This window comes from Pseudarthrobacter polychromogenes (genome assembly GCF_014644495.1).
GTDB classification, from domain to species: domain Bacteria; phylum Actinomycetota; class Actinomycetes; order Actinomycetales; family Micrococcaceae; genus Arthrobacter; species Arthrobacter polychromogenes.
Genome location: NZ_BMKU01000003.1, coordinates 94,601 through 120,644, shown reverse-complemented (window position 1 = coordinate 120,644; position 26,044 = coordinate 94,601). Strand labels below are relative to the sequence as shown.

At 67.1% G+C, this 26,044-nt stretch carries 22 protein-coding genes; 9 read left to right on the top strand and 13 right to left on the bottom strand.

Annotation, left to right across the window (positions count from 1 at the left end):
• Nucleotides 1-4: 4 nt before the first annotated feature.
• The 9 genes from IEX43_RS06085 to IEX43_RS06045 form a co-directional block, all read right to left on the bottom strand.
• Nucleotides 5-991, bottom strand: a complete 987-nt coding sequence (locus IEX43_RS06085; RefSeq protein WP_188727281.1) for an ABC transporter substrate-binding protein — start codon at nt 989-991, stop codon at nt 5-7.
• A gap of 220 nt (nt 992-1,211) precedes the next feature.
• Entirely contained in the window at nt 1,212-1,817 is a 606-nt protein-coding gene (locus tag IEX43_RS06080; protein WP_188809536.1) for a TetR/AcrR family transcriptional regulator, read from the bottom strand.
• An 89-nt stretch (nt 1,818-1,906) separates the two neighbouring features.
• The gene (locus IEX43_RS06075) at nt 1,907-3,451 is read right to left on the bottom strand and encodes an amino acid permease (RefSeq protein WP_188809535.1); all 1,545 of its coding nucleotides are present in this window, start codon (nt 3,449-3,451) and stop codon (nt 1,907-1,909) included.
• 175 nt (nt 3,452-3,626) lie between these two features.
• Nucleotides 3,627-4,031: a DUF779 domain-containing protein gene (locus IEX43_RS06070; RefSeq protein WP_188809534.1), complete on the bottom strand. Its 405-nt coding sequence runs from the start codon at nt 4,029-4,031 to the stop codon at nt 3,627-3,629.
• Nucleotides 4,031-5,053, bottom strand: a complete 1,023-nt coding sequence (gene adhP, locus IEX43_RS06065) for an alcohol dehydrogenase AdhP (protein ID WP_188809533.1) — start codon at nt 5,051-5,053, stop codon at nt 4,031-4,033. Before adhP ends, IEX43_RS06070 begins: the two co-directional genes overlap by 1 nt.
• A gap of 56 nt (nt 5,054-5,109) precedes the next feature.
• The gene (gene exaC, locus IEX43_RS06060; protein WP_188809532.1) at nt 5,110-6,633 is read right to left on the bottom strand and encodes an acetaldehyde dehydrogenase ExaC; all 1,524 of its coding nucleotides are present in this window, start codon (nt 6,631-6,633) and stop codon (nt 5,110-5,112) included.
• A 174-nt stretch (nt 6,634-6,807) separates the two neighbouring features.
• A complete protein-coding gene (locus IEX43_RS06055) occupies nt 6,808-8,163 on the bottom strand; it encodes a helix-turn-helix domain-containing protein (protein WP_188809531.1) in 1,356 nt (451 codons plus the stop codon).
• A 188-nt stretch (nt 8,164-8,351) separates the two neighbouring features.
• The gene (locus IEX43_RS06050; RefSeq protein ID WP_377102815.1) at nt 8,352-9,812 is read right to left on the bottom strand and encodes an FAD-dependent oxidoreductase; all 1,461 of its coding nucleotides are present in this window, start codon (nt 9,810-9,812) and stop codon (nt 8,352-8,354) included.
• A gap of 53 nt (nt 9,813-9,865) precedes the next feature.
• Nucleotides 9,866-10,864, bottom strand: a complete 999-nt coding sequence (locus IEX43_RS06045; RefSeq protein ID WP_188809530.1) for a DNA topoisomerase IB — start codon at nt 10,862-10,864, stop codon at nt 9,866-9,868.
• Nucleotides 10,865-10,969: 105 nt separating this feature from the next.
• Here IEX43_RS06045 and rarD point away from each other — a divergent pair, with 105 nt between their 5' ends.
• Nucleotides 10,970-12,016: an EamA family transporter RarD gene (gene rarD, locus IEX43_RS06040; RefSeq protein WP_188809529.1), complete on the top strand. Its 1,047-nt coding sequence runs from the start codon at nt 10,970-10,972 to the stop codon at nt 12,014-12,016.
• Nucleotides 12,013-13,158 (top strand): phytase, encoded by a 1,146-nt coding sequence (locus IEX43_RS06035; protein WP_188809528.1) that lies wholly within the window; start codon nt 12,013-12,015, stop codon nt 13,156-13,158. Before rarD ends, IEX43_RS06035 begins: the two co-directional genes overlap by 4 nt.
• 83 nt (nt 13,159-13,241) lie before the next feature.
• On the opposite strand, the gene gabT is transcribed toward IEX43_RS06035, so the two are convergent.
• Nucleotides 13,242-14,612, bottom strand: a complete 1,371-nt coding sequence (gene gabT, locus IEX43_RS06030; RefSeq protein ID WP_188809527.1) for a 4-aminobutyrate--2-oxoglutarate transaminase — start codon at nt 14,610-14,612, stop codon at nt 13,242-13,244.
• 44 nt (nt 14,613-14,656) lie between these two features.
• Complete coding sequence (locus tag IEX43_RS06025) at nt 14,657-16,087, bottom strand: gamma-aminobutyraldehyde dehydrogenase (protein WP_188809526.1); 1,431 nt, start codon at nt 16,085-16,087, stop codon at nt 14,657-14,659.
• 168 nt (nt 16,088-16,255) lie between these two features.
• Between IEX43_RS06025 and IEX43_RS06020 the strand changes: the two genes are divergently transcribed.
• A complete protein-coding gene (locus IEX43_RS06020; protein ID WP_188809525.1) occupies nt 16,256-17,692 on the top strand; it encodes a PucR family transcriptional regulator in 1,437 nt (478 codons plus the stop codon).
• Between the two features lie 25 nt (nt 17,693-17,717).
• Here IEX43_RS06020 and IEX43_RS06015 read toward each other — a convergent pair whose 3' ends face one another.
• Complete coding sequence (locus tag IEX43_RS06015) at nt 17,718-19,313, bottom strand: CYTH and CHAD domain-containing protein (protein ID WP_188809524.1); 1,596 nt, start codon at nt 19,311-19,313, stop codon at nt 17,718-17,720.
• Between the two features lie 143 nt (nt 19,314-19,456).
• On the opposite strand from IEX43_RS06015, the gene IEX43_RS06010 reads away from it, so the two are divergent.
• The 3 genes from IEX43_RS06010 (at nt 19,457) to IEX43_RS06000 (ending at nt 22,767) form a co-directional block, all read left to right on the top strand.
• Complete coding sequence (locus tag IEX43_RS06010; RefSeq protein WP_188809523.1) at nt 19,457-20,731, top strand: MFS transporter; 1,275 nt, start codon at nt 19,457-19,459, stop codon at nt 20,729-20,731.
• Between the two features lie 5 nt (nt 20,732-20,736).
• A complete protein-coding gene (locus tag IEX43_RS06005) occupies nt 20,737-21,417 on the top strand; it encodes a FadR/GntR family transcriptional regulator (protein ID WP_188809522.1) in 681 nt (226 codons plus the stop codon).
• Between the two features lie 117 nt (nt 21,418-21,534).
• Nucleotides 21,535-22,767, top strand: coding sequence for an AI-2E family transporter (locus IEX43_RS06000; protein WP_188809521.1), 1,233 nt, complete (start codon nt 21,535-21,537; stop codon nt 22,765-22,767).
• Nucleotides 22,768-22,930: 163 nt separating this feature from the next.
• Here IEX43_RS06000 and IEX43_RS05995 read toward each other — a convergent pair whose 3' ends face one another.
• Nucleotides 22,931-23,467, bottom strand: a complete 537-nt coding sequence (locus IEX43_RS05995) for a hypothetical protein (RefSeq protein ID WP_188809520.1) — start codon at nt 23,465-23,467, stop codon at nt 22,931-22,933.
• Between the two features lie 153 nt (nt 23,468-23,620).
• Here IEX43_RS05995 and IEX43_RS05990 point away from each other — a divergent pair, with 153 nt between their 5' ends.
• Genes IEX43_RS05990 through IEX43_RS20210 form a run of 3 tightly spaced genes read left to right on the top strand, consistent with a single transcriptional unit; the run spans nt 23,621 to nt 26,041 of the window.
• Nucleotides 23,621-23,911 carry a hypothetical protein gene (locus IEX43_RS05990; protein ID WP_188809519.1) on the top strand — a complete coding sequence of 97 codons (291 nt, stop codon included), beginning with the start codon at nt 23,621-23,623 and terminating at the stop codon, nt 23,909-23,911.
• Between the two features lie 3 nt (nt 23,912-23,914).
• Complete coding sequence (locus IEX43_RS05985; protein WP_188809518.1) at nt 23,915-24,742, top strand: DUF1206 domain-containing protein; 828 nt, start codon at nt 23,915-23,917, stop codon at nt 24,740-24,742.
• Nucleotides 24,743-24,772: 30 nt separating this feature from the next.
• Nucleotides 24,773-26,041, top strand: a complete 1,269-nt coding sequence (locus IEX43_RS20210) for an SRPBCC family protein (protein ID WP_229666337.1) — start codon at nt 24,773-24,775, stop codon at nt 26,039-26,041.
• Nucleotides 26,042-26,044 lie beyond the last annotated feature (3 nt).

Below are 26,044 nucleotides of genomic sequence, written 5' to 3'. Positions count from 1 at the left end.
GGACTCACGGGAGGAGGTCGTCCGCACTGGGGGCTGTGGAGAGCGTGCCGTACTTGGCTGCCGCGTCGCCCAGCGTCTTGAACGCGCCCTCGTCGAACTCAACGCGGTAGCGCGGGAGGATCATCTTCGCCCGCGTGGCCTCGTCGATCTTGGTGTACGTGCCCACGATCTCGCGGACTTCGTCCGGGTGCTCCTGGGCGTATTCCAGGGACTTGTTCATGGCGCGGGTGAACTTTTCCGTCAGGTCGGCTTTACCGCTGATGGTGTCGCCCTTGGTGAAGTAGCCGGCGATATCGAGTTCCGGGCTCATCTCCACGAAGTTCGACGACACCACAGTTCCGCCTTCATCCACGGCCTTGGACAGGAACGGCTCGAGGATCCATGCTGCATCCACCTGCTTGTTGGCCAGCGCCGCGGGGGCGTCCGGGAAGGCGACTTCCACGAACTTCACCCCGCTGGGATCGCCGCCGTCCTTCTCGATGACAGATTTGATGGTGGTGTCGCCGATGTTGGAGAGGTTGTTCACGGAAACAGTTTTCCCGGCGAGGTCCTTGGCGGACTGGATGTCCGATCCGGCCGGGACAACGACACCGCCGATGTCCTTGCCCTCTTCACCCGTGGTGGAGGCGCCGTTTGCCACGAACTTCAGGTCCAGCCCCTTGTCCTTGGCCACCATGACCGAGATCAGGTTGGAGAAGGCGAAGTCGAAGCTGCCGCTGACCACGCCGGGGACAATCGCCGCGCCGCCGGTGGCTGTCTGGATATCCAGCTCAAGGCCCTCTTCCTTGAAGAATCCCTGCTTGTCACCGAGATAGATGGGCGCGCAGTCGACAATGGGGATGACGCCCACGCTGACCTTGGTCAAACCTTCTTCCCCGCCCCCGGTGGCGGGCGCGGTTCCGCCTCCCGTGGAACTGGGCGAGCCGCTTCCGCAGGCCGCCAGTCCAAGGATGGAGGCTGCTGCGAGGACGGAAATAAGACGACGTTTCATGTTCACTCCTTCGTGCACATGACTGGGAACTTCTGCGTTCCCTAGCCCTGGTGTTCGCCATTCGAACAATCGTTCGATTACTCTGATTCAATCACGGTACGACCGTCAGGCCACCCATATACGGCTCATTGTTACAGCTCTGAGACGGCGGCGTAAGGGACACCCAGCGGCAGTGTGCTGCCGCCGTCGCGGCGCAAGGGAGTCCGGAGGGCAGGGCTGCTCAGCCGTCCTGTCCGCTGGCCGCCAACCGGGCCTCAAGGTTGTTGAAGAAGACCGTGAGCATCAGTTCGAAGGCCTTCGTGGCTGCCTCCGGCTCGTTCATGACCACGAAGTCGAACTGGAGTCCGTAGAAGGTGGAGGTGAAGAGCCGCGCGTCCGTATCGGCGAATTCCTCCGGTATCCCCTGGACCATCAGCCAGTCGCGGGTCTTGTGGTGGAGCATCCGGAAGTGTTCCTGCGACGTTCCCCGCGGCTCGGCGGCAACGATGTCCTGCGCCGTCGCTTCAAATTCGAGCCGCGTGAGGTGCCGGTTGCGCTGCGCCATGGTCCACTGCCAGGAATCCAGCAGGAAGTCCCGCCAGGCGGCGCGGTCGATGTCCCGCACGTCGGTGTTGCGCATCCGGTCCAGCCGGGACTCGATGGAAACAACGATGTCGTTGATGAGCTGGTCGCGGCTTCCGAAGTGGTACACCAGCACGTAGGCGCTCATTCCCAGGCCGTCGGCCAGGCTCCGGAAGGTGAGCTCAGCCAGCGTCTTGTCCATCAAATAGTCAAGGATGGCGGCGAGGAGCTCGGCCTTGCGTTCGTGTCGTGTGGGGCGGGCCATAAGTCCAATCCTAGGTGGCGGCTCCATCCTAGAAGCCGGCATGCGAATGCCCGCCCGGGCAGGCCTGGGCGGGCATTCGGGGAAAGGGGTCAGACGCGGGTGAGCTCGTCGCCGTCGCGCACCTCGCCGGAAGCCGTTCCGTTGACGGCGCTGCTGGCGTCGCCGAACCGCTCGTTGAGGCGGGAGTGGCGCTGGCCGTAGGCGAAGTAGATCGCCATGCCGATGACCAGCCAGATGGCAAAGAAGATCCACGTCTCCACCGCAAGGTTGGTCATGAGGTAGAGGCACAGCACTGCGGACACGATGGGCAGGACCTTCCCGAAGGGGACGCGGAAGGCGGGCTTCAGGTCGGGGCGCTTCTTGCGGAGCACCAGGATGCCGAGGCTTACCACCACGAACGCGGACAGCGTTCCGATGTTGATCATTTCCTCCAGCAGGTCCACGTTGGTCAGGCCGGCCACCAGTGCAACGGCGGCGCCGCAGATGACCTGGAGGCGCACCGGCGTCGAACGCTTCTCGCTGGTCCTGGACAGCGCCCGGGGCAGGAGGCCGTCGCGGCTCATGGCGAGAACCACGCGGGACAGGCCCATGAGGAGGACCATGATCACGGTGGTCAGGCCCACCAGCGAGCCGAAGGCGATGACCTTGGCGGCCGAGGTGTCGCCTACGGCTTCGAAGGCGGTGGTGAGGGTGGGGTTCTCGGCTTCGGCCAGCTGCGTGTAGGACACCATGCCGGTCAGGGCCAGCGAGACCAGGATGTAGAGCAGGGTCACCAGGGCCAGTCCGCCGAAGATCCCGCGCGGCAGGGTCTTCTGCGGGTTCTTGACTTCCTCGGCGGAGGTGGCCACCACGTCGAATCCGATGAACGCGAAGAACACCAGCGCGGCCCCGGCAAAGATGCCCAGGGTGCCGTACTGGGCCGGCGCGGCCCCGGTCAGGAAGCCGAAGAACGACTGCTTGAGGACGTCGGCGGTGCCCGTGCCGCCGGTGGGCTCAGCGGCGGGAACGAACGGGGCGTAGTTTTCGAACTTCACGTAGGTGAAGCCCACCACGATCACAAAGAGGACGACGCCGATCTTGATGAGGGTGAAGATGTTGCCTACGCGGGCGGACAGCTTGGTGCCAAGGACCAGCAGCACGGTGAAGACGGCGACGATCAGGAAGGCGCCCCAGTAAAGGTCAACCCCGCCCAGGGAGACCGCCGGCGGAATGTCGGCGCCCATGAGGGCGAACACCTTGCTGAGGTAGATGCCCCAGTACTTGGCGATGACTGCCGCCGCGGTGAAGAGTTCCAGGATCAGGTTCCAGCCGATGATCCAGGCGAGGAGTTCGCCCATGGTGGCGTAGGTGAAGACGTAGGCGGAGCCTGCCACCGGGATGGCGGTGGCGAACTCGGCGTAGCACATGATGGCCAGCGCGCACGTGACCGCGGCGACGGCAAAGGACAGCGTCACGGCCGGTCCCGAGAAGTTGGCTGCCGCTTTGGCGCCCACGGAGAAGATGCCGGCGCCGACAGCCACCGCGACGCCCATGATCATCAGGTCCCAGGTGCTGAGGGAGCGCTTGAGCTTGCGTCCGGGCTCATCGGCGTCGGCCATCGACTGCTCGATGGATTTGGTCCGGAGAAGGTTCATAGGGGAATCACAATCCTGGTTTCGGCTGGAAACAGACCTCCTAACGCTAGTGTCCATCCAATGGACGGGACGAATTGTTCCGAATGGTGAGATCCGCGATGTGCCAAACTTTGTTGCGGTGAACGCACTTGGGACCCTCCGGTTGGAGGGTCCCAAGCGTGCTTCGGCCGAATTACTAGGCAGGCCAGTCCATGAGGGTGGAGCGGATCAGGAACCGTTTGCCCTCCGGCGCCTCCACGGAAAACCCGCTTCCCCGCCCCGCCACCACATCCACCGTGAGATGGGTGTGGCTCCAGTAACTGAATTGTTCCCGTGACATCCAGAATTCCAGCGGCCGCGGTTCCAGTCCGTCGGAGAGGTCGAAGAGGCCCAGCAGCACGTCTGCTTCCGCGGTGATGAAGTCGCCCGCCGGATAGCACATGGGCGAGGACCCGTCGCAGCAGCCGCCGGACTGGTGGAACATGAGCGGCCCGTGCTGGAGCCACAGTTTCCGCAGCAGCTGCACGGCGGCCGGGGTGAGCGCCACCCGGGAGAACTCCTCTCCGGGCAGCGTCACCGCGGCCTTCAGCGTGTCCGGCATCAGAACCTCAGGACCACGCGGCCGTCGATCTTGGCGTGCTTCATCTCGTCGAGCACCGCGTTGATTTCCGAGAGTTCCCGCACTGACACGGTGGGGTGGATCTTGCCCTGCGCGTAGAAGTCCAGCGCTTCCTCCATGTCCTGCCGGGTTCCCACGATCGAACCGCGGACCGTCAGGCCCTTGAGCACAATCTCGAAGATCGGTGCGGGAAAGTCGCCCGGCGGCAGCCCGTTGAACACGATCGTCCCGCCACGGCGTGCCATGCCGATGGCCTGGCCGAACGCTGACGGGTGCACGGCCGTGACCAGGACGCCATGGCAACCTCCGGTTTCGCGTTGGATGACTTCCACCGGGTCCTCGTGCAGGGCGTTGACCGTCAGTTCGGCGCCGTGGGCCTTCGCCAGGGCGAGCTTGTCGTCGGCAATGTCCACCGCCGCCACCCGGAGGCCCATAGCCACCGCGTACTGGACCGCGATGTGGCCCAGGCCGCCGATGCCGGAGATGGTGACCCACTGGCCGGGCTTGGCCTCGGTCATCTTCAGGCCCTTGTAGACGGTGACGCCGGCGCACAGCACCGGCGCCACCTCGACGGGGTCGGATCCCGCCGGTATGCGGGCGGCGAACCGCGAGTCCACCAGCATGTACTCGCCAAACGAGCCGTCCACGCTGTAGCCGGCGTTCTTCTGCGCTTCGCACAGCGTTTCCCAGCCGGTGCGGCAGTACTGGCAGTCGCCGCAGGCAGACCAGAGCCAGGCGTTGCCCACCAGGTCACCGACAGCCAGGTCCGTGACGCCCTCGCCGAGGGCCACCACTTCTCCCACGCCCTCGTGGCCGGGGATGAAGGGCGGTGAGGGCTTGACGGGCCAGTCGCCTTCTGCCGCGTGGAGGTCGGTGTGGCAGACGCCGGTGGTCAGGACCTTGACCAGTGCCTGTCCCGGACCGGGGGTGGGAATCTCGAGGTCCTGGACCTGGAGGTCCTGGCCGAATTCGGTTACTACTGCTGCTTGCATTCTCGTCGTCATTGGCGAAATCCTTGCGTCGTTGTAGCTGGGTTGGAGCGGGGGTGCAGCGGCGGCTTCTAGAAGAAGCCGAGCTTGTTTTCGTTGTAGCTGACCAGCAGGTTCTTGGTCTGCTGGTAGTGGTCCAGCATCATGGAGTGGTTCTCACGCCCGATGCCTGAGGACTTGTAGCCGCCAAACGCGGCCCCGGCCGGATAGGCGTGGTAGTTGTTCACCCAGACACGGCCGGCCTGGATTTCCCGGCCCGCCCGGTACGCGACGTTGCCGTTGCGCGACCAGACGCCGGCGCCGAGGCCGTACAGGGTGTCATTGGCAAGGCCCATGGCGTCGTTGTAGTCGCTGAACTTCGTCACGGCCACCACCGGGCCAAAGATCTCCTCCTGGAAGATCCGCATCTTGTTGTGGCCCTCGAAGACCGTGGGCTGGACGTAGAAGCCACCCGCGAGGTCGCCGGGCAGTTCGGCGCGGGCGCCGCCGGTCAGGACCTTGGCGCCTTCCTGCTTTCCGATGTCGATGTAGGACAGGATCTTCTCTAGCTGGTCGTTGGATGCCTGGGCGCCCACCTGCGTCTCGGTGTCCAGCGGGTTGCCCTGCACCATCTTCTCCACGCGGGCAACGGCGTCGGCCATGAAGGACTCGTAAATGTCTTCCTGGACCAGGGCGCGGGACGGGCAGGTGCATACCTCGCCCTGGTTGAAGGCGAACAGCGCGAAGCCTTCCTGTGCCTTGTCGTAGAAGGCGTCGTTTTCCTGGGCGACGTCGTTGAAGAAGATGTTGGGGCTCTTGCCGCCGAGTTCAAGGGTGACGGGGATCAGGTTCTGGCTGGCGTACTGGCTGATCAGCCGGCCAGTGGTGGTCTCGCCCGTGAAGGCGATCTTGCGGATGCGGGGGCTGGACGCGAGCGGCTTCCCTGCCTCGACGCCGAAGCCGTTGACCACGTTCAGGACGCCGGCGGGGAGCAGGTCGCCGATGAGCTCCATCAGGACCAGGATGGACGACGGCGTCTGCTCGGCGGGCTTGAGCACCACGGCGTTGCCTGCGGCGAGCGCGGGAGCGAGCTTCCAGACGGCCATCAGGATGGGGAAGTTCCAGGGGATGATCTGGCCGACGACGCCGAGCGGCTCGTGGTAGTGGTAGGCGGTGGTGTCGTCGTCGAGCTGCGAGAGCCGGCCCTCCTGGGCGCGGACGGCGGAGGCGAAGTAGCGGAAGTGGTCCGCGGCCAGGGGCATGTCGGCGTTGAGGGTTTCGCGGATGGGCTTGCCGTTGTCCCAGGACTCGGCGACGGCCAGCATTTCCAGGTTCTCGTCGATCCGGTCAGCGATCTTGTTCAGGATCGCGGCGCGCTCGGCCACGGAGGTCTTGCCCCAGGACGGTGCAACCTTGTGCGCGGCGTCGAGTGCCAGTTCAATGTCCTCGGCTGTTCCGCGGGCCACCTCGCAGAAGGCCTTGCCCGTGACGGGGGTGACGTTTTCGAAGTACTGGCCCTTGACGGGGGCCACCCACTCGCCGCCGATCCAGTTCTCGTAGCGGTCCTTGAAGGTGACCTTCGAACCCTCGGTACCGGGCTGGGCGTAAACAGTCATTGCTAGCTCCTTTGCTGTGCATGGGGCGGAGGCCGGGTCATGGCGTCCGCCGTTGCACTCAGCGTAGGAGGGCAAAGGTTGCAGTCAGGTTGCGCCCCACCTGCCCCCTAACCTCGCAAGCTCGGCCAGGGAACCCTGCAGGCGTGGGCCCACATTCGCAACCACAAATACAACTCAGGCCCGGAGTTCGGCTTCCAGCCGCTCGAGGTCGGCGACGACGGCCGCACGCTTGGGCGAGCGGGCAGGCAGCAGTTTCAAGGCGGCACGGCGGACCCCGACGTCGTCCCTCGCCTCCGGCAGCTCCGCGTACCTGAGCAGCGTTTCGGCGCTGCCGTCGGTGAGGACGGCTTCCCGCATCAGGGACGAGACCCTGTCCCGAAGGTCGATGATGCCGGGCGCCTCGGACTTGGGCAGCACGGCGCCGCGGTAGATCTCGAGTGCGATCCGGTGGGCGCCGCGCTGCAGGCAGTTCAGGACCTGGCCGCTGTCCGGCACAAGGTCCATGCTGAGCTTGTACGGCCGGGACTCCGGCACGGCGGCCGAGTTGAGCTGCTGCAGGACCTTGCGCAGCCTGACCATCTCGGCGCGCAGGGTCATGGTGGAGCCGTCGCCCGGGTACAGGAGGACGCTGAGTTCCTCGGCGCTCAGTCCTTCGGGGTGCGAGCTCAGCAGGGCGAGGATTTCGCTGTGCCGGGCGGACAGCACCACGGTTTTGCCTTCGATGCTGAGGAGGGCCTGGTCGCGGCCCAGCAGCTGGAGGCTGTTGCGGTACAGGCTGCCTTCCTTCGCCCCTGCCCCCGGTGACCGGGAAGCGCTGCCCTGGCTCCGCCGTCGCGCGGGCCTGCTGGCCAGCGAGGCAGCCAGCTGCAGCCGTTCAACGCGCAGCTGCGCCTGCGCGGCGGCCACGGTCGCCTCGACGAGCGACAACGTGTGGGGTGCCACCGCCGTGGCCGTACCGGTAATGTCCACCACACCCAGGACGGCACCGGAATCCGGATCGTGGAAGGGAACAGCGGTGCAGCTCCACGGATGGACCGTCCGCTGGTAGTGCTCGGCACCGGAAATCTGGATGCCGCGGCCCAGGGCCAGGGCGGTACCAGGCGCGCTGGTGCCAACGGTGGCTTCGGACCAGTCGGCGCCCGGGACGAACATCATGCCCTCGGCCCGGCGCTGCAGCGCGGGGTCCCCGTCAACCCACAGCAGCCTGCCCACTTCGTCGCCCACCGCCACCAGCAGGCCGCTGTCATGGCTTGGCTGCACCAGGAGTTTATTGATCACCGGCATGATGGCGGCCAGGGGGTGCTGCCTGCGGTAGTCGTCCAGTTCGTCCAGGTCCATGGCCAGCGGGGCCGCCGGGTTGTCCGGATTCGCCTTGAAGCCTGCCGACCGCTGCCAGGATTCGCGGATCAGTGTACGCAGGCCGGGCAGCTCAGGCGCATCGGCGAACGTGCCGCCGTCGAGCTGCTCGTGCGCGGCCAGGGCGCGGAGCTGCAGCGACTCGCCGCCGCCGGGCTGGGTGAGGTTCGTCATCGAACTCCTGGTTGCTGCAATCCGTCTGCAAGGGGCATGGCCGCATGCTGCCGGCCAAGGGGTGGTGGCCATTCTAGCGCGGCCCCCCTCCCCCACCTAGCCCTCGAGTTTTTGTCCACTTATGCAGGGTTAAAGGGCCTTTAACCCTGCATAAGTGGACAAAAACTCCAGCTGGGGGGCGGGGTGGGTCAGCCGCGCGAGATGCGGATCATCTCCTCGCGCGGCACCACCTTGATGCGTTCCCGGACCACGTGGTCCAGGCCCTCCGGACCGGTCCAGGCCGCGCCGAGCTGTGCCTCGTGGGCGTCCAGCCTGTTCCAGCCCTCCCACGTGGTGTATTCGATGCCACGCTCTTCCAGCAGGTCGATGATGGCCTGGGGATCGGGATTCTGGGCCGGCGGCAGGGAAAGCCTGTCCTCAAGCAGGAAGCCGATGGTCTCCAGGGCGTCGCCCTTGGTGTGGCCGATCAGGCCCACCGGTCCGCGCTTGATCCATCCGGTGGCGTAGATGCCCGGCACCGGGTTACCCGCGGCGTCGAGCACGCGTCCGCCTTCGTTGGGGATGACGCCCCGCTTGGCGTCATACTCCAGCTCATCCAGGGCGGACCCGTGGTAGCCGATGGCCCGGTAAACCGCCTGGACGGGGTACTCGATGTACTCCCCGGTGCCTTTCACATTGCCGGTGCCGTCAAGCTGCATGCGCTCGAACTTGATGCCGCCCACTTTGCCCGGCGCCTCGGCGTCGGCAAATATTTCCACCGGGCTGTGCAGGAAATGCAGGTGCAGCCGCCGGGATGAGGGGTTCTCCGACTCGGTGTGTTCCTCAACCAGCCAGTTGGTGAGGGTGTTCACCATGGTCTTGATCTGGTTGTTGCTGCGGATGGCTTCATCGGAGGCTTCGTCGAATTCGAAGTCTTCGGGGTAGAGCACAATGTCCACGTCGTTCATGTGGCTCAGTTCGCGCAGCTCCAGCGGCGTGAACTTCACCTGGGCTGGGCCTCGCCGACCGAACACGTGCACGTCCGTGACCGGGGAAGACTTCAGGCCGGCGTAGACGTTGTCCGGGATCTCGGTGCTCAGCAGCTCTTCGGGGTGCTTGACCAGCATCCGCGCCACGTCCAGGGCCACGTTGCCGTTGCCGATCACGGCGATTTCCCTGGCGTCCAGCGGCCATTCGCGGGGCACGTCCGGGTGGCCGTCATACCAGGAGACGAAGTCCGCGCCGCCGAACGAGCCCTGCAGGTCGATGCCGGGGATGTCCAGGTCCGCGTCCTTGATGGCGCCGGTGGAGAAGATCACGGCGTCGTAGAAGGCGCGGAAGTCGTGGAGGGTGAGGTCACGGCCGTAGGTTACGTTGCCCAGGAACCGGTTGTCGCCGCGGTCCAGGACCTTGTGCAGGGCATTGACGATGCCCTTGATGCGGGGGTGGTCCGGAGCCACGCCGTAACGGATCAAGCCGTAAGGCGCCGGGTAGGCCTCGAAGAGGTCGATGCTGACCTCGAAGTCGCCGTCCTTGACCCCGCTGGACTTGGTCAGGATATCCGCAGCGTAGACGCCCGCCGGTCCCGCGCCCACTATGGCAACGCGGAGGGGGCGGGAAGAGGTGGTTTCGCTGTGGTTGGACACCGGAAGCCCTTCTGAACTGATCATCTGATGCATGACGTCGCGCCGAACAGGTAGCGCACAGTCCCTTATTCTAGGCCTCAGCCGCTTTTCGCCAGCGGAACCACGTCGCCTTCCCGGTACAGCAGCGCCCGGAGCTCGGCTTCGGCGGAGTCCGGGCGTTTGGGGTCGATGGTTTCGCCCTCGTGGTAGTGGTCCAGCACGCGCGGGTCCACGTAGCTCTTGCGGGCGATGGACGGGGTGTTGCCCAGCACCTCGGACGCGTCAATCATGGCCCGGCTGATGGCGCGCTTGCGCTTGGCGGCCGTCCGCTGCGGGCCGGTCCGTGCCAAGCTGGCGGCCGCAGCCGCGGTTCCGCGCAGGGTCCGGAAGTCCTTGGCGGTGAAGTCCGAGCCGGTCCGCTCCTTCACGTAGGCGTTGATGTCCGCGCTGGTGACGGGACGCCAGCGCCGGCCCTCCTTGTACGCCAGGAGCCTGGCGTTCCCCCCGCGGCGCTTGAGCAGGCGCAGCAGGGCGGCGAGGTCAGCGTCGCGGATTTCCGATTCCCAGTCCTTGCCGCTCTTGGCCGGGAAACTCAGGTGGACCCGGTCCTTGCGTACCTGCGCATGGGCACACAGCAGGGTGGCCAGCCCGTGGCTGCCGTTCTCGTTCGTGTACCGTTCGGACCCCACCCGCAGGGACCCGCTGTCCAGCATCCTGAAAGCGCCGGCGAGGACCCGCTCGCGCGGGAACCCCTCCCCGCGCAGGTCCATGGTGACCCGGCGCCGTGCGGCGGGCAGCGATTCGGCCAGCTGCAGGGCGCGGTCGAACTTGACCCGGTCCTTCCGCTCCCTCCATTCCGGATGGTAGATGTACTGGCGCCGGCCCACGGCGTCCAGCCCGGTGGCCTGGATGTGCCCGTTCTCAAACGGGGCAATCCAGACGTCGGTCCAGGCGGGCGGGATGCCAATGCTCTCCAGCCGGTCCCGGACAGGGCCGGCTGGCAGCGTTGAACCGTCGAGGTCCCGGTAGCTGAAGCCCTTGCCGGCGGCGACACGGCGGTAGCCCCGGCCTGCGGCGTTGCTGCGGCGGAGCCTCACAGGGCCGTGCCCGGCCGCTTCACGAAAGTCATGAAAGCAAGCCTACTGACTATTTCCCGGATTGCATGTCCTGCCGGCTGGAATACCTGCCACTGAGGTGGTGTTATGGGTTTCGTGCCCTCTCCCGACGGATCGTCCTCCCCCAGCGCCCCGGCTCCCGCGGCTGCCGCCGGCGCTTCTTCCCCGGCAGCGGGCCCCAAGGCAGTGGGCCGCAAGGCAGCGGGCCCCAAGGCAGTGGACAAGGAGACGACGGCGGGAGTCCTCTTTGGCATCGCCGCCTACGGGCTGTGGGGGCTGCTCCCGCTGTACTTCTTTGTGCTCATGCCGGCCGGCGCCGTCGAGATCGTGGCCAACCGGGTGGTGTGGTCGCTGCTGTTCTGCGCACTCCTCATCACAGTTACCCGCGCCTGGTCCGCCCTGGCCCAGGCCCTCCGGAACCGCGCCGTGTTCGGTTCCCTGGCGCTGGCCGCCCTCCTGATCGCCGTCAACTGGCTCACCTACACCTACGGAGTCACCACGGGACAGGCTGTTGAGGCGTCCCTGGGCTACTTCATCAACCCTCTGGTGTCCGTGCTGCTTGGCGTGTTTGTCCTGAAGGAGAAGCTGCGGCCGCTGCAGTGGGCCGCCGTCGGCATCGGGTTTGTGGCGGTGGGCGTCCTGACCTATTCCTACGGCAAGCTCCCGTGGATCGCACTGACCCTGGCGTTCAGCTTTGGCCTTTACGGTTTCGTCAAGAAACGGGTGGGGCCGCGGGTGGACGCCGTCACGAGCCTCAGCGTGGAAACCATGGTGCTGGCCCCCTTCGCAGCGGCCACCATGATCTTCCTGGCCGCGACCGGAACCGACACCCTCACCACGCAGGGTCCCGGCCATTTCTGGCTCCTGGTGGCGTCCGGGGTGATCACCGCGGTTCCGCTGCTGTTCTTCGGCGCTTCCGCCCGCAGGCTGCCCATGACCACCATCGGCCTGCTCCAGTACTGCGCTCCCGTCCTGCAGTTCATCATTGCCCTCGTGGTGTTCAGGGAAGCGATGACCGTGGACCGCTGGATCGGGTTCGGCGTGGTGTGGCTGGCCCTGGCCGTCCTGACCGTGGACATGCTGGGGACGGCGCGCAGGAACTCGGTGGCCAAACGCGCAAAGCGGGGCACATGACATCTCCTTCCGCGGGAAACACCAGGCGTACTCGCATCCGGATCGCCGTCGCCGCGCTCCTCGCGCTTGCCGTCCTGGCGGCGCTGGTACTGATCACCAGCCTCCCGTCCGGGGACCAGCCGCCCGGACCTGCCAGCCCTGAACCTTCCCCGCCCACCACATCGGCACCGGCCCCGGCTGCAGGGGGACCCGCGGTAGAGACGTCCAGCTTCTCGGGGTCAGGAGACGTGGCGGATGACGCGGCCATCTGGGTGGACCCTGCCAATCCGGCCAACAGCGTGGTGATCGCGGACAACAAGGCAGACACGGGCGGGGGAATCGGTGTCTTTGGGATGGACGGCACAATGATCCATTTCCGTCCGGACGGGAAGATCGGCAACGTCGACCTGAGGACAGGGTTCCCGCTGTCCGGGGAAGCGGCCGTGCTGGTGGGCGGGAACAACCGGACGGACGACACCCTGGCCCTGTGGACACTGGACCCACAGACCCGGGAACTTACACCCGTTGGGGCGGGCAGCATCAGGACGTTCGCGCCCAACTACGGCTTCTGCATGTACCGCAGCAGCGCCAGCGGCAAGTTCTACGCCTTTGTCACCCCGAACGAGGAAGGGCCCATCCAACAGTTCGAGTTGGTTGACGACGGCGAAGGCCGGGTGGAGGCGGAGCTCGTCAGGGAGCTTCCGGTCAGCAGCATCACGGAAAGCTGCGTGGCGGACGACGAGCTGGGGCACCTCTACGTCGCGCAGGAGGACGTCGGCGTGTGGAAGTACAACGCCGAACCCGATGCTGGTAAGCAACGGACCGCCGTGGACAAAGCAGGCGCAGGGCGGCTCGTGGCAGACGTGGAGGGGATGGGCATCAGCTACGGCCCCGGCGGATCAGGCCACCTCTTCGTGTCCAGCCAGGGCGACTCCACCATCGCCGTCTATGAGCGCTCCGGCGACAACAAGTTCGTCAAAAAGTTCAACGTCGGCGGGAACGGGGATATCGACGGCGTGTCCGGAACCGACGGCCTGGACGTGACGGCGCTGGACGCAGGACCGCAGTTCGAGCAGGGACTTCTGGTGGTCCACGACGAAGCGAACAGCGGCGGGACAACGTCCAACCTGAAGTACATTCCGCTTGCATCGGTTTTGGAGTAACAAAAACCCCAGGCCCCGGAAGCATGCGCTCCGGGGCCTGGGGCTGTGTGCGCCCTTGCGGGGGCGCTGGTTCCCTATGGCTGTTACGCGTTGGCCCTGATGGCGGCGGCGAGGACGTCCAGGCCGTCGTTGAGCAGGTCATCGGTGATGACCAGCGGCGGCAGCAGACGGATCACGTTGCCGTAGGTTCCGCAGGTCAGGATGATGACGCCTTCCTTGAGGCAGGCAGCGGCAACGGCCTTGGTCAGTTCCGGGTTGGGTTCCTTGGAGCCGGCCTGGACCAGTTCAATGGCCAGCATGGCGCCGCGGCCGCGGATGTCACCGATCACCGAGGAGCCGGCACCGCCGAGCTCGGACTGGAGCTCGCGGAGCCGGCCGGTGGCGAGTTCCTCGATGTGGCGGGCACGCCCGTTGAGGTTGTACTCCTCCATGGAGCCGATGGACGCAAGGGCAGCGGCGCAGGCAACCGGGTTGCCGCCGTAGGTGCCGCCCAGGCCGCCCGGGTGGACGGCGTCCAGCAGGTCTGCCCGGCCGGTGATGGCGGACAGCGGCATGCCGCCGGCGATGCCCTTGGCCATGGTCAGGATGTCCGGGACAACGCCCTCGTGGTTGACGGCGAACCATTCACCGGTGCGGCAGAAGCCGGACTGGACCTCGTCCGCGATGAAGACGATGCCCTTTTCCTTGGCCCAGGCGGCCAGTGCAGGGAGGAAGCCCTCGGCCGGGACGATGAAGCCGCCCTCGCCCTGGATGGGTTCGATGATGATCGCGGCAACCTGGTCCCCGCCGATCTGCTTTTCGATCATGGTGATGGCGCGCTTGGCGGCCTCGGCACCGGTGATCTCCGGGTTTTCCTCGCGGTAGGGGTAGCTCATGGGCATGCGGTAGACCTCGGGCGCGAACGGGCCGAAGTTGGTCTTGTACGGCATAGCCTTGGCGGTGAGCGCCATGGTGAGGTTGGTCCGGCCGTGGTAGGCGTGGTCGAAAGCCACGACGGCGTCGCGTCCGGTGGCGAGGCGGGCCACCTTGACGGCGTTCTCCACGGCCTCGGCGCCGGAGTTGAAGAGGACGGTGCGCTTCTCGTGGCTGCCCGGGGTGAGGCGGTTCAGCTGCTCGGCCACGGCCACGTAGCCCTCGTAGGGGGTGACCATGAAGCAGGTGTGCGTGAAGTGCTCCACGGCTTCCTTGACGGCCCCGACGACGGCGGGATCGGACGCGCCCACGCTCGTCACGGCGATGCCCGAGCCGAGGTCGATGAAGGAGTTGCCGTCGACGTCGTGGATGATCCCGCCGTCGGCGTCCGCAACGTAGACGGGGACGCTGGAGGCGACGCCGGCGGCGACGACTGCCTTGCGGCGTTCCGTCAGTGCCACGGACTTGGGGCCGGGGAAGTCAGCCTGGACCCGGCGCTTCTGCTCCAGGCGGAAGGTGATGTCTGATGCTGTGGTGGTCATGGGAAGGCCTTTCTTTGAAGCCTGGGGTTTGCTGCGGTGGGGAATTAGGAGTCGAGGGCGGACATCACGTGCTTGATGCGCGTGTAGTCCTCCACGCCGTACATGGAGAGGTCCTTGCCGTAGCCGGACTGCTTGAAGCCGCCGTGCGGCATCTCGGCGGTGAGGAGGATGTGGGTGTTGATCCAGACGGCACCGAAGTCGAGGTCCCGGCTGAGCCGCATGGCCGTGCCGTGGTTGCTGGTCCAGACGCTCGAGGCCAGGGCGTAGTCCACGTCGTTCGCCAGCTCAACGGCCTCTTCCTCGGTGCTGAACTTCTGCACCGTGATGACGGGTCCAAAGGTTTCTTTCTGCACGATGTCGTCGGTCTGTTTGGCGCCGGTGACGATGGTGGGTTCGAAGAAGTAGCCCTTCTCCCCCGCCCGGTGGCCGCCGGTGACAATCTTGCAGTTGTCCGGAAGGTTCTCCACCACGGAGCTGACGGCGTTGAAGTGGTTGATGTTGTTGAGCGGGCCGAAATAGTTGTCCTCGTCGTTCTGCGAGCCCGTGTGCAGGGTCCTGGTGTGCTCCACCATGGCCGCCACGACGTCGTCGTGCACGGAATCCTCCACCAGCACCCGTGTGATGGCAGTGCAGTCCTGCCCGGCGTTGAAGAACGCGAATTCGGCAATCGCCGCCGCGCTCTTCTTGATGTCGGCGTCCTTGAACACAATGGCCGGCGCCTTGCCGCCCAGCTCCAGGTGCGCGCGCTTGAGGCCCTTGGCCGCCCCCGAGGCCACCGCGATGCCGGCGCGGACGGAGCCGGTGATGGACACCAGGCCGGGGACCTTGTGGTCCACCATCATGGCGCCGGTCTCGCCGGTGCCCAGCACTACGTTCAGGACGCCGGCCGGGAAGATTTCACCGGCCAGGCGGGCCAGCACCAGGGTGGATTCAGGCGTGGTGTCCGAGGGCTTCAGCACCACGGTGTTGCCGGCGGCCAGGGCGGGTCCGATCTTCCAGATGGCCATCAGGAACGGGTAGTTCCAGGGTGCCACCTGGGCCACGACGCCGATGGGCTCGCGGCGCACGTAGGAGGTGTGGCCTTCGAAGTATTCACCGGCGGACTTGCCCTCGAGGATGCGGGCCGCGCCGGCAAAGAACCGGAGCTGGTCGGCGCCGGCGGCCACTTCCTCCGAAGCGATCAGCGAACGCACCTGTCCGGTGTTGCGGTGCTGGGCCTCCACGAGTTCATCGCTGTTGGACTCGACGGCGTCGGCGAGCTTGAGGAGCATGAGCTGCCGCTGGCCCGGGGTGACGTGCTTCCAGGTTTTGAAGGCGTCCTTCGCCGCGGTCATGGCAGCGTCCACATCGGCCTGCACCGAGACGGGCGACTGCGCCACGACCTCGCCGTTGGTGGGGTTCACGATGTCCAGCAGGGCGGTGCCGGCAGGAGTGACGAACTTCCCGTTGATGAAGTTCTGCAAGGTTTGGACCACGGTGTGCAACCTCTTTCGTTGGGGCCGTCCGCGCCCGGGCTGAATTCAGGGCGGAGGGATGGAACTGCCTAGAGCCTATGCCAGCACCCCTGCCCAGTGAATAGCCACCTGCACACCCTTCCTGAACCTGTTTAGTGCGGTTGCCCAGCACCCCTTTATCCTTGATCCATGGCCATTTCCCTCGCCGCCCTCCTGGGTGTGAACTCCCTGAAGCTGACCAAAGCCGGGCTCGCGGAAACCACCTGGCACCAGGACATCAACTGGGTGGCAGTGACCGAACTGGAGGATCCGCACCGCTTCATCAACGGCGGCGAACTCATCCTCACCACCGGCCTGCGCCTGCGGTCCGCCCCGGAACAGCGGCGCTTTGTCCGGCAGGTGCAGCGGGCCGGCGCGGTGGGCATCGGCTTCGGCGTGGGGCTCTCCCACGAGACGGTCCCCCCGGCCCTGCTGGCGGAAGCCAACCGCTGGGGACTGCCCGTGGTGGAGGTCCCCTACGAGACGCCCTTCATCGCCATCGGCAAGCTCGTGGCCGATGCCCAGTCTGCGGACCACTACGCAAAACTTGAACGGCTGATCGCCGGGCACCAGGTGCTGGCACGGGCGCTGCTCACCGGCGGCGGGCTCGCCGAACTCCTCAAGCACCTGGGCGGCATGCTGCGCACCGACGTTGCCCTGACCCAGTTCACGGCACAGCTCTACAACAGCAGCAGCGAACCTCCCTCAGCGGACACCTGGTCCTCCTACCCCGTCCCCACCGGCCGGCGGGACGCCTGCACCCTGTGGGTCCGCCAGCCATTCGAGGATTCAGGCATCATCGGCTACGCCCAGAACCTGATCAGCGTGGAGCTGAACAACATGGTCAAGCAGCGCCAGGCCCAGCGGGCATTGTGCGGCCAGGTCCTCGAGGACGTGATCCACGGGGCCCTGGAAACCAGCGAGGCCCAGCGGCGCCTGGCGGGCGTGGGCGTGAACAGCACCCGCAAGAACGTGGTGCTGCTGGCCGTCTCCGCCGCACACAACAAAGCCCTGGTGAGCACCTCGGTGCCGCGCGAACTGGAGAACGCCGTGGCCGCCGTCGTGGGCAAGGACCTGGTGCTGGTAATTAATGACGACGGCGGCGGCGCACCTGCGCTGGCCCGCAAGCTGAGCGACCACCTCGCCGAGGCGGGCCTCCATGCGACCATCGGAATCGGCGGGGCGTACACCAAGCCGAACGGCCTGCGCTGGAGCTACTTCGAGGCCCGGGATGCCGCCAGCCACGGTTTGCCCGTCAACGAACCCGAGCGGCTGAGCCTCACGTCGCTGCTGCTGGCCAGCGAGGACGTGCCGCTGGCTGACATGGCCAACGAGTCCCTGAACCCGCTGCGTACCTTCGATGCCGCACACGGTTCGGAACTGATGACCACTCTGGAGAGCTACCTCAACAACAACGGCTCGGTGGCCGCCGTCGCGGAGGAACTCACGCTGCACCGGAACACGGTCCGCTACCGGCTGGCGCAGATCACCGAGCTGACCGGGTACGACCCCGCCGTCACCACGGACCGGGTCCAGCTCTGGCTGGCCCTGGCCGTGGCCCGGCTGGGCGCGCGGCAGGGCAAGTAGCCTCGGCGCCGGGAGCGCCCGGGGCCTAGAGAACCCCGCGCCGCAGCAGCTCGCGGGATTTCCTGCGCACTTTCAGGTACTTGGCCTCGGCCGCGGCCATCTCTTCGGCCTGGAGCGTGCGCAGCGCGGTCAGCGCCGCCGCCTCCGGGGCGGCCATTTCAGTGTCCGAACCGATGGCGCCCAGCAGGTCGCGGGCTATCACGGCGTCGTGGAAGTCGCCCAGGATCTTTTGCTGCCGTTGCGCCGCCTTGGCCACTTTCCGGGCGCGCTTGCCGCGGACCAGGGCCGCCGTTTCCGCCACGTGCCGGAGCCGCTTGGCATCCTTGCGTACCTGGTGGAGGGCGTTTTCGTGGTCCGTCCCACGCCTGGCACGCGTTGCCGCCTTGTGCGAGCGCCGCAGCCGCCTGGCGGACTTGTCCACTGCTTTCGCGGACTCCCGGCGGCCCCGCGCCACGGCCTCCGACCGGACCGGTGGGGCGTCCCGGAAGGCCTCGAGGTCGTCCAGAAGCCGGAAGTAGCGGTCCGAACGCAGTGCCTCCTGCAGATGCCGGTACCCGTCGTCGAACGCGCCGCCCACCTTGCGCTCCACCCGGTCACTGGCGGCGGCAACCCCATGGGACGGCGGCAGTTCACCCAGGTGCCCGCGGAGCCTGTCCAGCAGGACCTCGGCGTCCCGCGGGCCGCCCAGCACCTGGCCCAGCCACTTCAGTTCGTCCCGCATATGCCGCACCGGGCGGGCGGAGTAGAGCTTGCGGTAGGCCGCGAGCGCGGAACGGATCCGCCGGACCGCTGAGCGCATGTTGTGCACGGACTCGGGTTCCTCCAGCCGGACCCCCGGATCCTGGGCCAGGATTTCATGGATCTGCGCGGCGACATACACGGTGACGACGGCGGCCGCTGGCGCTTTCTTGCCGGCAGCAAGGTCCGGGGTGCTTCCGTCCGGGGTGCCGCCCTGCTGGGTGCTTTGGCCGCCCGCTTCGCCCCCGAGGGCGCGGGCCAGCTTGGAGGCGTGGCCCGCAGGGCGGGCGCCGGCCTGCACCAGCAGTTCCTCAGCCGGGGCAAAGAGCCCGGGCCCGCCGTGGACAAGTTCCAGTTCCCACTCGCGCCACTGCTGCTGCCCGCCGGGCCCGGCGCCTTCTCCTTGTCCCGGGTGCAGGCGCTCCGCCGTCACGCGGTCATCGGCCAGGTCCGCCAGGTGCACGCCGTCCTCGCCGTAGAGGGCGTGGGTGGTGCGCCGGGTCTCGAGCCGGACCACCGGTGCCACGGCCGCTCCGCGGAGGTACGCCTGGATGTGGACCAGCAGGCTGTCCGGCACCACGCCGGGCTGTCCCAGCGGGGCATGCAGTTCCCGCCGCTGCTGGGGTTCTGTTGCGGTGCCGCCGGATTCCAGCGGCGGCAGCTTCAAGTGCCAGCCTGCGTCGGTTCCGCCCGTGCGGCGGCGAAGGGTGATCCGCCGGGACGCGAGGATGTGCCGGGCGGTGTCGAAGTACACGGCTTCCAGGACGGCGGTGTGGGGTGCCCCCGTCCTGGCCACGCCGGTAACTCTGTCCAGCGCGGGCACGGCGGCGGCGTCGTCGACGTCGTACTTCTTTTCGATCTCAAGTCCCTGCGAAGCCTTCACAAGCTGTCCCTTCCGCATCCGCGCACGGGTCCGGACCATGGCGTCCGGGCTCCCGCTGGCAGTCTATTGCCCTCCGCCGCGGAGCCGGGAGAGCTTGGCCACAGAACTGTAAACATCAAACGTCTAACCTTTAGGCTTGAGGGATGTCCGCCCCGCACCCTCCCGCCGCCCAAGCGCCGTCGGCCCCTGTCCCGGCCGCCGCAGCACCCGTCCCCGCCCTGGCAACGGGCCACGCCAAGCCCCGGTCCGCCGTCGTGTTCGGCGTCATTGCGCTGGTGCTCATCGGGCTGAACCTGCGGGCGGGCATCACCGGAGCGTCGGCACTGCTGCACGACCTGCAGTCGGTGCTGGGTTACGGCACGCTGGTGGCTGCCATCATCCCGTCCATTCCAACGCTGTGCTTCGCGCTTGCCGGGGCAGGCACGTCCTGGCTGACGGGCCGGCTGGGTGTGGAGAAGGCGATCCTGGTGGCCCTTGCCATGCTGGCAGGCGGACTCCTCCTGCGCGGCATTCCCGCCACCGGCATGCTGGTGGCCGGCAGCGTGCTGGGCATGTCCGGCCTGGCCGTCTGCAACGTGGCCATGCCCTCCTTCATCCGGGAACACTTTGCCCACCGGACGTCCCTGATGACCGCCGTCTACACGGTGACCATGACCACGGGCGCCACCGTCACCGCCGTCGCGGTGGTACCCCTGGCGCAGGCACTCGGCTCGCCCTCGGCCGCCGTCGGCGCCATTGGCATCACCGCCGTGGCGGCGCTCCTGGGCTTCCTTCCCGTGGCGCTGCACGCGCACCGGCACAGTCCCCGGGCAACAGGGCGCCGGATCTCCCCCTGGCCGCTGCTGCGGACCCGCAAGGGACTGCTCCTCACCGCGATCTTCACGCTCCAGGCCCTGCTCGCCTACGCCCTGCTGAGCTGGTTCCCGTACATGCTGACCACCATGGGCCTGAGCGCCGCGGACAGCGGGCTCATGTTCGGGCTGATGCAGCTTGTCTCCGTCCCGGCGGGCATGGTGCTGATCGCCATCGGTTCCCGGCCGCGGATGCTGCGGCCTGCGTTCTACCTGGTCAGCATCACCATGGTGGCCGGGCTGGCATCGCTGCTGGCCCTGCCGGTGGGGCTGGCCGCTGTTCCTGCCGCCCTGCTGGGGTTTGGCCTGGGCATCTTCCCTCTGGTGATGGTGATGATCAGCCGCAGCGGGGTGAGCACCGCGGAAACCACGGCGCTGTCCACGCTGGCGCAGTCCACGGGCTACCTGCTGGCCACCCTGGGGCCGTTCGGCATGGGGCTGCTGCACAGTGCCACCGGCGGCTGGACCCTTCCCCTCCTGCTCCTCCTTGCCCTGGCGCTGGCCCAGATCGTGGTGGCGCACCTGATCACGGGCAAGGCCATGACCAACGCGGTGGGAAGGAAGTAGCAGCCATGGCACTGAGTCCTTCCGCCCGCCCCCCGCTCGCCGACGAGGTCACTGCCAAACTGCGCGCCATGGTGCAGTCCGGCGAATGGCCCCTTCACCAGCGCATCCCGTCCGAACCTGAGCTGATGGCCGGCCTGGGGGTCTCGCGCGGCACCCTCCGCGAAGGCATCAAGGCCCTCGCCCACAGCGGGATGCTGGAGGTGCGGCGCGGCGACGGCACCTATGTCCGTGCCACCAGCGAACTGTCCGGCGCCGCCCGGCGCATGTACCAGGACCACACCGAGCAGCACATCCTGGAAGTCCGGCTGGGCCTGGACACCCAGGCTGCCCGCCTGGCGGCCCGCCATGCCACGGCCGACGACGTCACGGCCCTGCGTGCCCTGCTCACCGCCCGGGACCAGGCCTGGACGCGGGGAGACTATGAGGCGTGGGCGCGGGCGGACTGGGGGTTCCACGAACGGGTGGCGCAGGCCTCCGGCAATCCCCTGCTGCACGAGCTGTACCTCAGTTTCGGCAGCGCCTTCCACCAGGACCTCCTTAAGCAGCAGCGCAGGCCCGGCTTCGACGGCCGGCCGCACGAGGGCCACGACCTCCTGGCGGATGCCATCGAAGCGCGGGACGAGGACGCCGCCGTCGCCACCGTTGACCGGAACCTGAACTCCTGCGCGGAGTGGCTGGCCGGATAGTGCGGCTTTGGGGTTTCTTCAGGGCTTAATCGGTCAGTAGGCTTACTATCTGAAGAAGGTAGTCCTGCGCGCCACCCATCACGGCGCTGCAGGCACCGCTGACGATGAGGAGTTTCCATGGCGCGATCATCACGCCTGACCGACCACCAGTTGGGCAAAGAGCCCGCGCAACCGGCAGGAACGGATTCACCCGGGACGGACTTGGCAGGGACTCCGCACGCGAAGCGGCCGGCCACCAGGGTCCCGCGGGACATCAAGTCCCCCTCCCAGCTGTGGGGCGACGGTCTGGGCAGGGTGGGCATCCGTTCGGCCCAGATACTGCTGATCCTCACCGTGGCGGTGGTCTCCGTTTACGCCTTGATGCAGATCAAGCTCCTGGTGATTCCCATCCTGATAGCGCTGATCCTGGCCGCCGCGATCGGCCCGTTCGTGAACATGCTCCGCCGCCGGGGAATGCGCGGCGGACTGGCCACGGGCATCGCGTTCATCGGGCTTTTGCTCGTATTGGGAGGCGTTGGCACGGTGATCTACTTCTCGGTCCGCAGCCAGTGGGCCGAGCTGGCGCAGCAGGCGTCGTCGGGACTGGACGAGTTCGAACGGTTCCTGCTGACAGGCCCGATTCCCATCGATCAGCAGCAGCTTGCCGAGGCACGGCAGGGGATCATCGACTTTGCCACCAGCAGCCAGGTGCGCTCCGGCGCCATCACCGGCCTGTCCATGGTCACGGAGTTCATTGCGGGCGCCAGCCTCATGGTCATCATCCTGTTCTTCTTCCTCAAGGACGGGGCCAAGATCTGGAACTTCTTCCTGCGCCCCTTCAATGGTGCCCGCGAAGCGAAGCTGCGCCGGGTGGGCAGCCGCACCCTTGAGGTCCTGGGCGGCTACGTCCGCGGCACCGCCATCGTGGCCCTGGTGGATACCGTTGCCATTGGCACGGCACTGCTGATCATGCAGGTGCCGCTGGCCTTCCCGCTGGCCATCATCGTTTTCCTCGGCGCCTTTATTCCGCTGGTGGGTGCAACGGTGGCGGGCATCCTCGCCGCCCTCGTGGCCCTGGTGGCGAACGGGCCCGTGGTGGCCCTGATCGTGGTGGCCGTGGTGATCGCGGTCAACCAGCTGGAGGGCGACCTCCTCCAGCCGGTGGTCATGGGCAAGTCGCTCCAGCTCCACGCCCTGGTAATCCTGATGGCCCTGACGGCCGGCACCATCCTGGCGGGCATCGTCGGCGCGGTCCTGTCCGTGCCACTGGCGGCCGTCACTTGGGCCATCATCCAGGTGTGGACGGCCGAAGACCCGCACCTCGAGGACATGAACCCGGACCTCCCGCCGGCCGGCACCAAACCGATCTAGCCTCCGGAGTTTTTGTCCAGATATGCAGGGTTGAAGTGCGTTTTGGCCTGCATATCTGGACAAAAACTCAAGCGCAGGGACAGAGTACGACGACGGTCCGGCACCTGGGTGCCGGACCGTCGTCGTGCGTCTGTTGCTTCGGCTGCGGGGCAGCCCTGCGGCGTTAGGAGCGGAGGCCCGCGAACACGTTCTTGGGCCGCTGCATCTCGCCGTGCTTGGCGCCAAGGACGATCACGGCGCCGGCGAAGGCCGGGATGGCCCACTGGAGCATCTTCAGCTGCTGCTGGGCGGCCTTCAGTTCGTCGGAAGCGTCCGGCCGGGGTTCAGTGGCACCCTCGGCCCCTTCGGCAGCCAGCTTCTCCACCTTCTTGCCCAGGATGCCGGAGTACAGGGTCACCGCGGCGCCCACCACGGTGACCGCGGTCTTGATGACGGTGTCCCTCGCCACGCCTTCCTGCTTGGCGATGCGGCCCTTGTTCTCCCAGGCGATGGCGAGGTCCGCCACCAGGTGCGAGGCAAATGCTGCCGTCTGGAACGGCGCCCACTTCATCCAGCCGGCGCTGGAGAGCCGCGTCCGCTCGGACGGGTCCTTCGCCTCCGCTGCCGCACCGTTCAAGCCGACGGCGCCCATAAGGGACCCGCCAAACCAGGCTGCTGCCGTGAGATCGTGAACTGAACGGGCAATAAGATTTCCTGCCATGGTGTGCATTCCTATCGTTGAGCTGCCTAAGATCCCGCGCCTGCGGACTTCACTTGCCGTGTCCCATCAAGGTCATGGTCCGCCTATGGTAAGCACACTTACTAATGTTACGAAAGCCCGTCTTCCACGGGCGGAACGCGTAATATCGTGGCCATGGGAAACACAGGGACGCTGTTCGGCTGGGCATTTGGTGATCCGGCGCGGGAACAAGAAGACGCATACGTAGGAAACCTGCAGGACGAGGCGTTGGCCAATGCCCGGGAAACCGCAAAGGCCAGAGGGGTTTCCGTCGTGGCTGACTCCCAGGTGTTTACGGTCCTCAGTGCCGACGACTCCCTCGTGGAACTGGACAACGCGCCGGGCAAGCTTGTGGTCCGCTGCACCGTGCACGTGGAGGGACCGGGTGCTGACAAGCTGCGTGCCGAAGGGCCCATGAACGGCTGACGGATGTCGGACGGGGATTCCACCATCAGCCAGGCCGCCGACGCCGTCGAGCAGGCCTCCAACCACCCCGCCCTGGACGTCCTGGCCCGGGCCGGCTTCGCCGTCATGGCCCTGCTGCACGTGATCATCGGCGCCATCGCCATCGCCGTAGCGTTCGGACAGCCCGGGGAAGCGGAACCTACGGGCGCCATCGAGCAGCTGGCCGCGAACCCATGGGGCCCGGCGGTGATGTGGTCCTGCGTGCTGGCATGCTTCGGCCTGGGGTTGTGGCAGGCGAGCGAGGCAACCCTCCGCGCACGCCCGCTGCCGCGGAAGGAGCGGCTGTCCAAGCTCATCTCCTCGGGCTTCCTGGCCATCGCCTACACCAGCGTGGGGCTCAGCTTCGCGGGCTTCGCCGTGGGGATGCGCGGGGACTCCGGCGAAAGCACCCGGGATTTCAGCGCCTCGTTGATGGCGACGCCGGTGGGGCTCTGGGCACTCGTGGCCCTGGGCCTGACCATCATCGGCATCGCCATCTACTTTGTGGTCAAGGGGGTCCGGCGCGGATTCAAGGAGGAGCTCTTCCACTTTGACGGCACCCGGCGCGGCAGGCTGATCGACACCCTTGGCGTTGCCGGCCACATCGCCAAAGGGGTAGCACTGTTCCTCACCGGACTGCTCTTCGTGATCGCCGCCGCCAAGCACAACGCCGAGGAGTCCACCGGGCTGGACGGCAGCCTCAAGGCTTTGCGAGACCACCCGTTCGGCCCGACCCTGCTGGTGGCCATTGGTGCCGGATTCATCGCCTACGGAATCTTCGCCCTGATCCGGTCACGGTTCGGCCGAATGTAGTTCCGGCCCGTTTCGGGGTACGAAGGAACCATGACCCACTCCGCAGCGAAAGACCAAACCCCCGGCGGCCATGGTGCCGCACCGGGAGACGCAACCCCCGCCGTCACGGAGGCGGCCGGCCGCGCCTTCGCCGCCATGTTCCGGGTGCTGAAGCTGGCCCGGCCGGACCGTCCCATCCACCCGCAGGGCATCGGGCTGGCAGGACACCTGACCAGGGCCGGCAGCTCCGGGGCAACAAGCGGACTGGAGTGGCTCGATACGCCCGGCATCGACTCTGTCAGGGCCCGGTTCTCCCGATCCGTTGGGCTGCCGCAGCAGCTTCCGGACGTCCTGGGCCTGGCCCTCCGCGTCACGCCGTCCTCCGGTGTCATCACCGACGTACTGTTTGCCTCCACCGGCTGGCTGCTTCCCGGCAGGTTCCTGCTCCAGCCGAAACTGGACGTTGCCAGCGCCACCTTCACAACACTCATGCCGTACCGGGGCGGCAAAGGACCGGTGCTGCTGGGGCTGCGGACCAGCGAGCTGCCGGCCGGGCCACTCACATCCGGGGAATGGGTGCTGGTCCTCTATTGGGCCAAACCCACGGGACCCTGGCGCGAATGCGGCGAACTCCGCCTGCGGGCAGAACCGGAACCGGCGGATACTCCCCTTCGATTCAATCCCCTCGAGAACCAGCCGCCGGGAGCCCAGACCTACGCCTGGACCCGCCGCCTGAGGGAACACTCCTACCGGGCAGCGCAGCGGCCGGCACCTCCCGCCGTCGTACATTCCGCCGCTGCCTCATCCGCAACCGCATCATCCCCACCCGCAGGCCATACGCCGGGCGGGACGAGCCTCGCCGCTACAGAAAGGAACACCATGTCCACCGTGTCCCAGCTGTTCAACTCCCCCGCCGCCGATGTGTGGAGGGTCATCGCCGACGGCTGGCTCTACTCCGGCTGGGTAGTGGGCACCTCCCGGATCCGTGCCGTGGACGACCGGTGGCCGGAAGCAGGCTCACGCCTCCACCACTCCGTGGGCGGCTGGCCGCTGGTGATCGACGACAGCTCCCAGGTGACCGCCGTCGAGCCGGGCCGCCGGCTGGAAGTGGTGGCCCGGGGCTGGCCGATGGGCGAGGCGAAGGTCGTCATCACGCTGGAGGACCGTGGCGGGCAATGCCAGGTCACCATCTCCGAGGACGCCGTCCGCGGTCCGGGAAAGCTGATGCCCAAGTTCCTGCGCGATCCCCTGATCGCTGTGCGGAACCGGGAAACCCTGCGGCGGCTCGAGCTGATGGCAGCAGGCGGGGCCGGGAAATAGCCC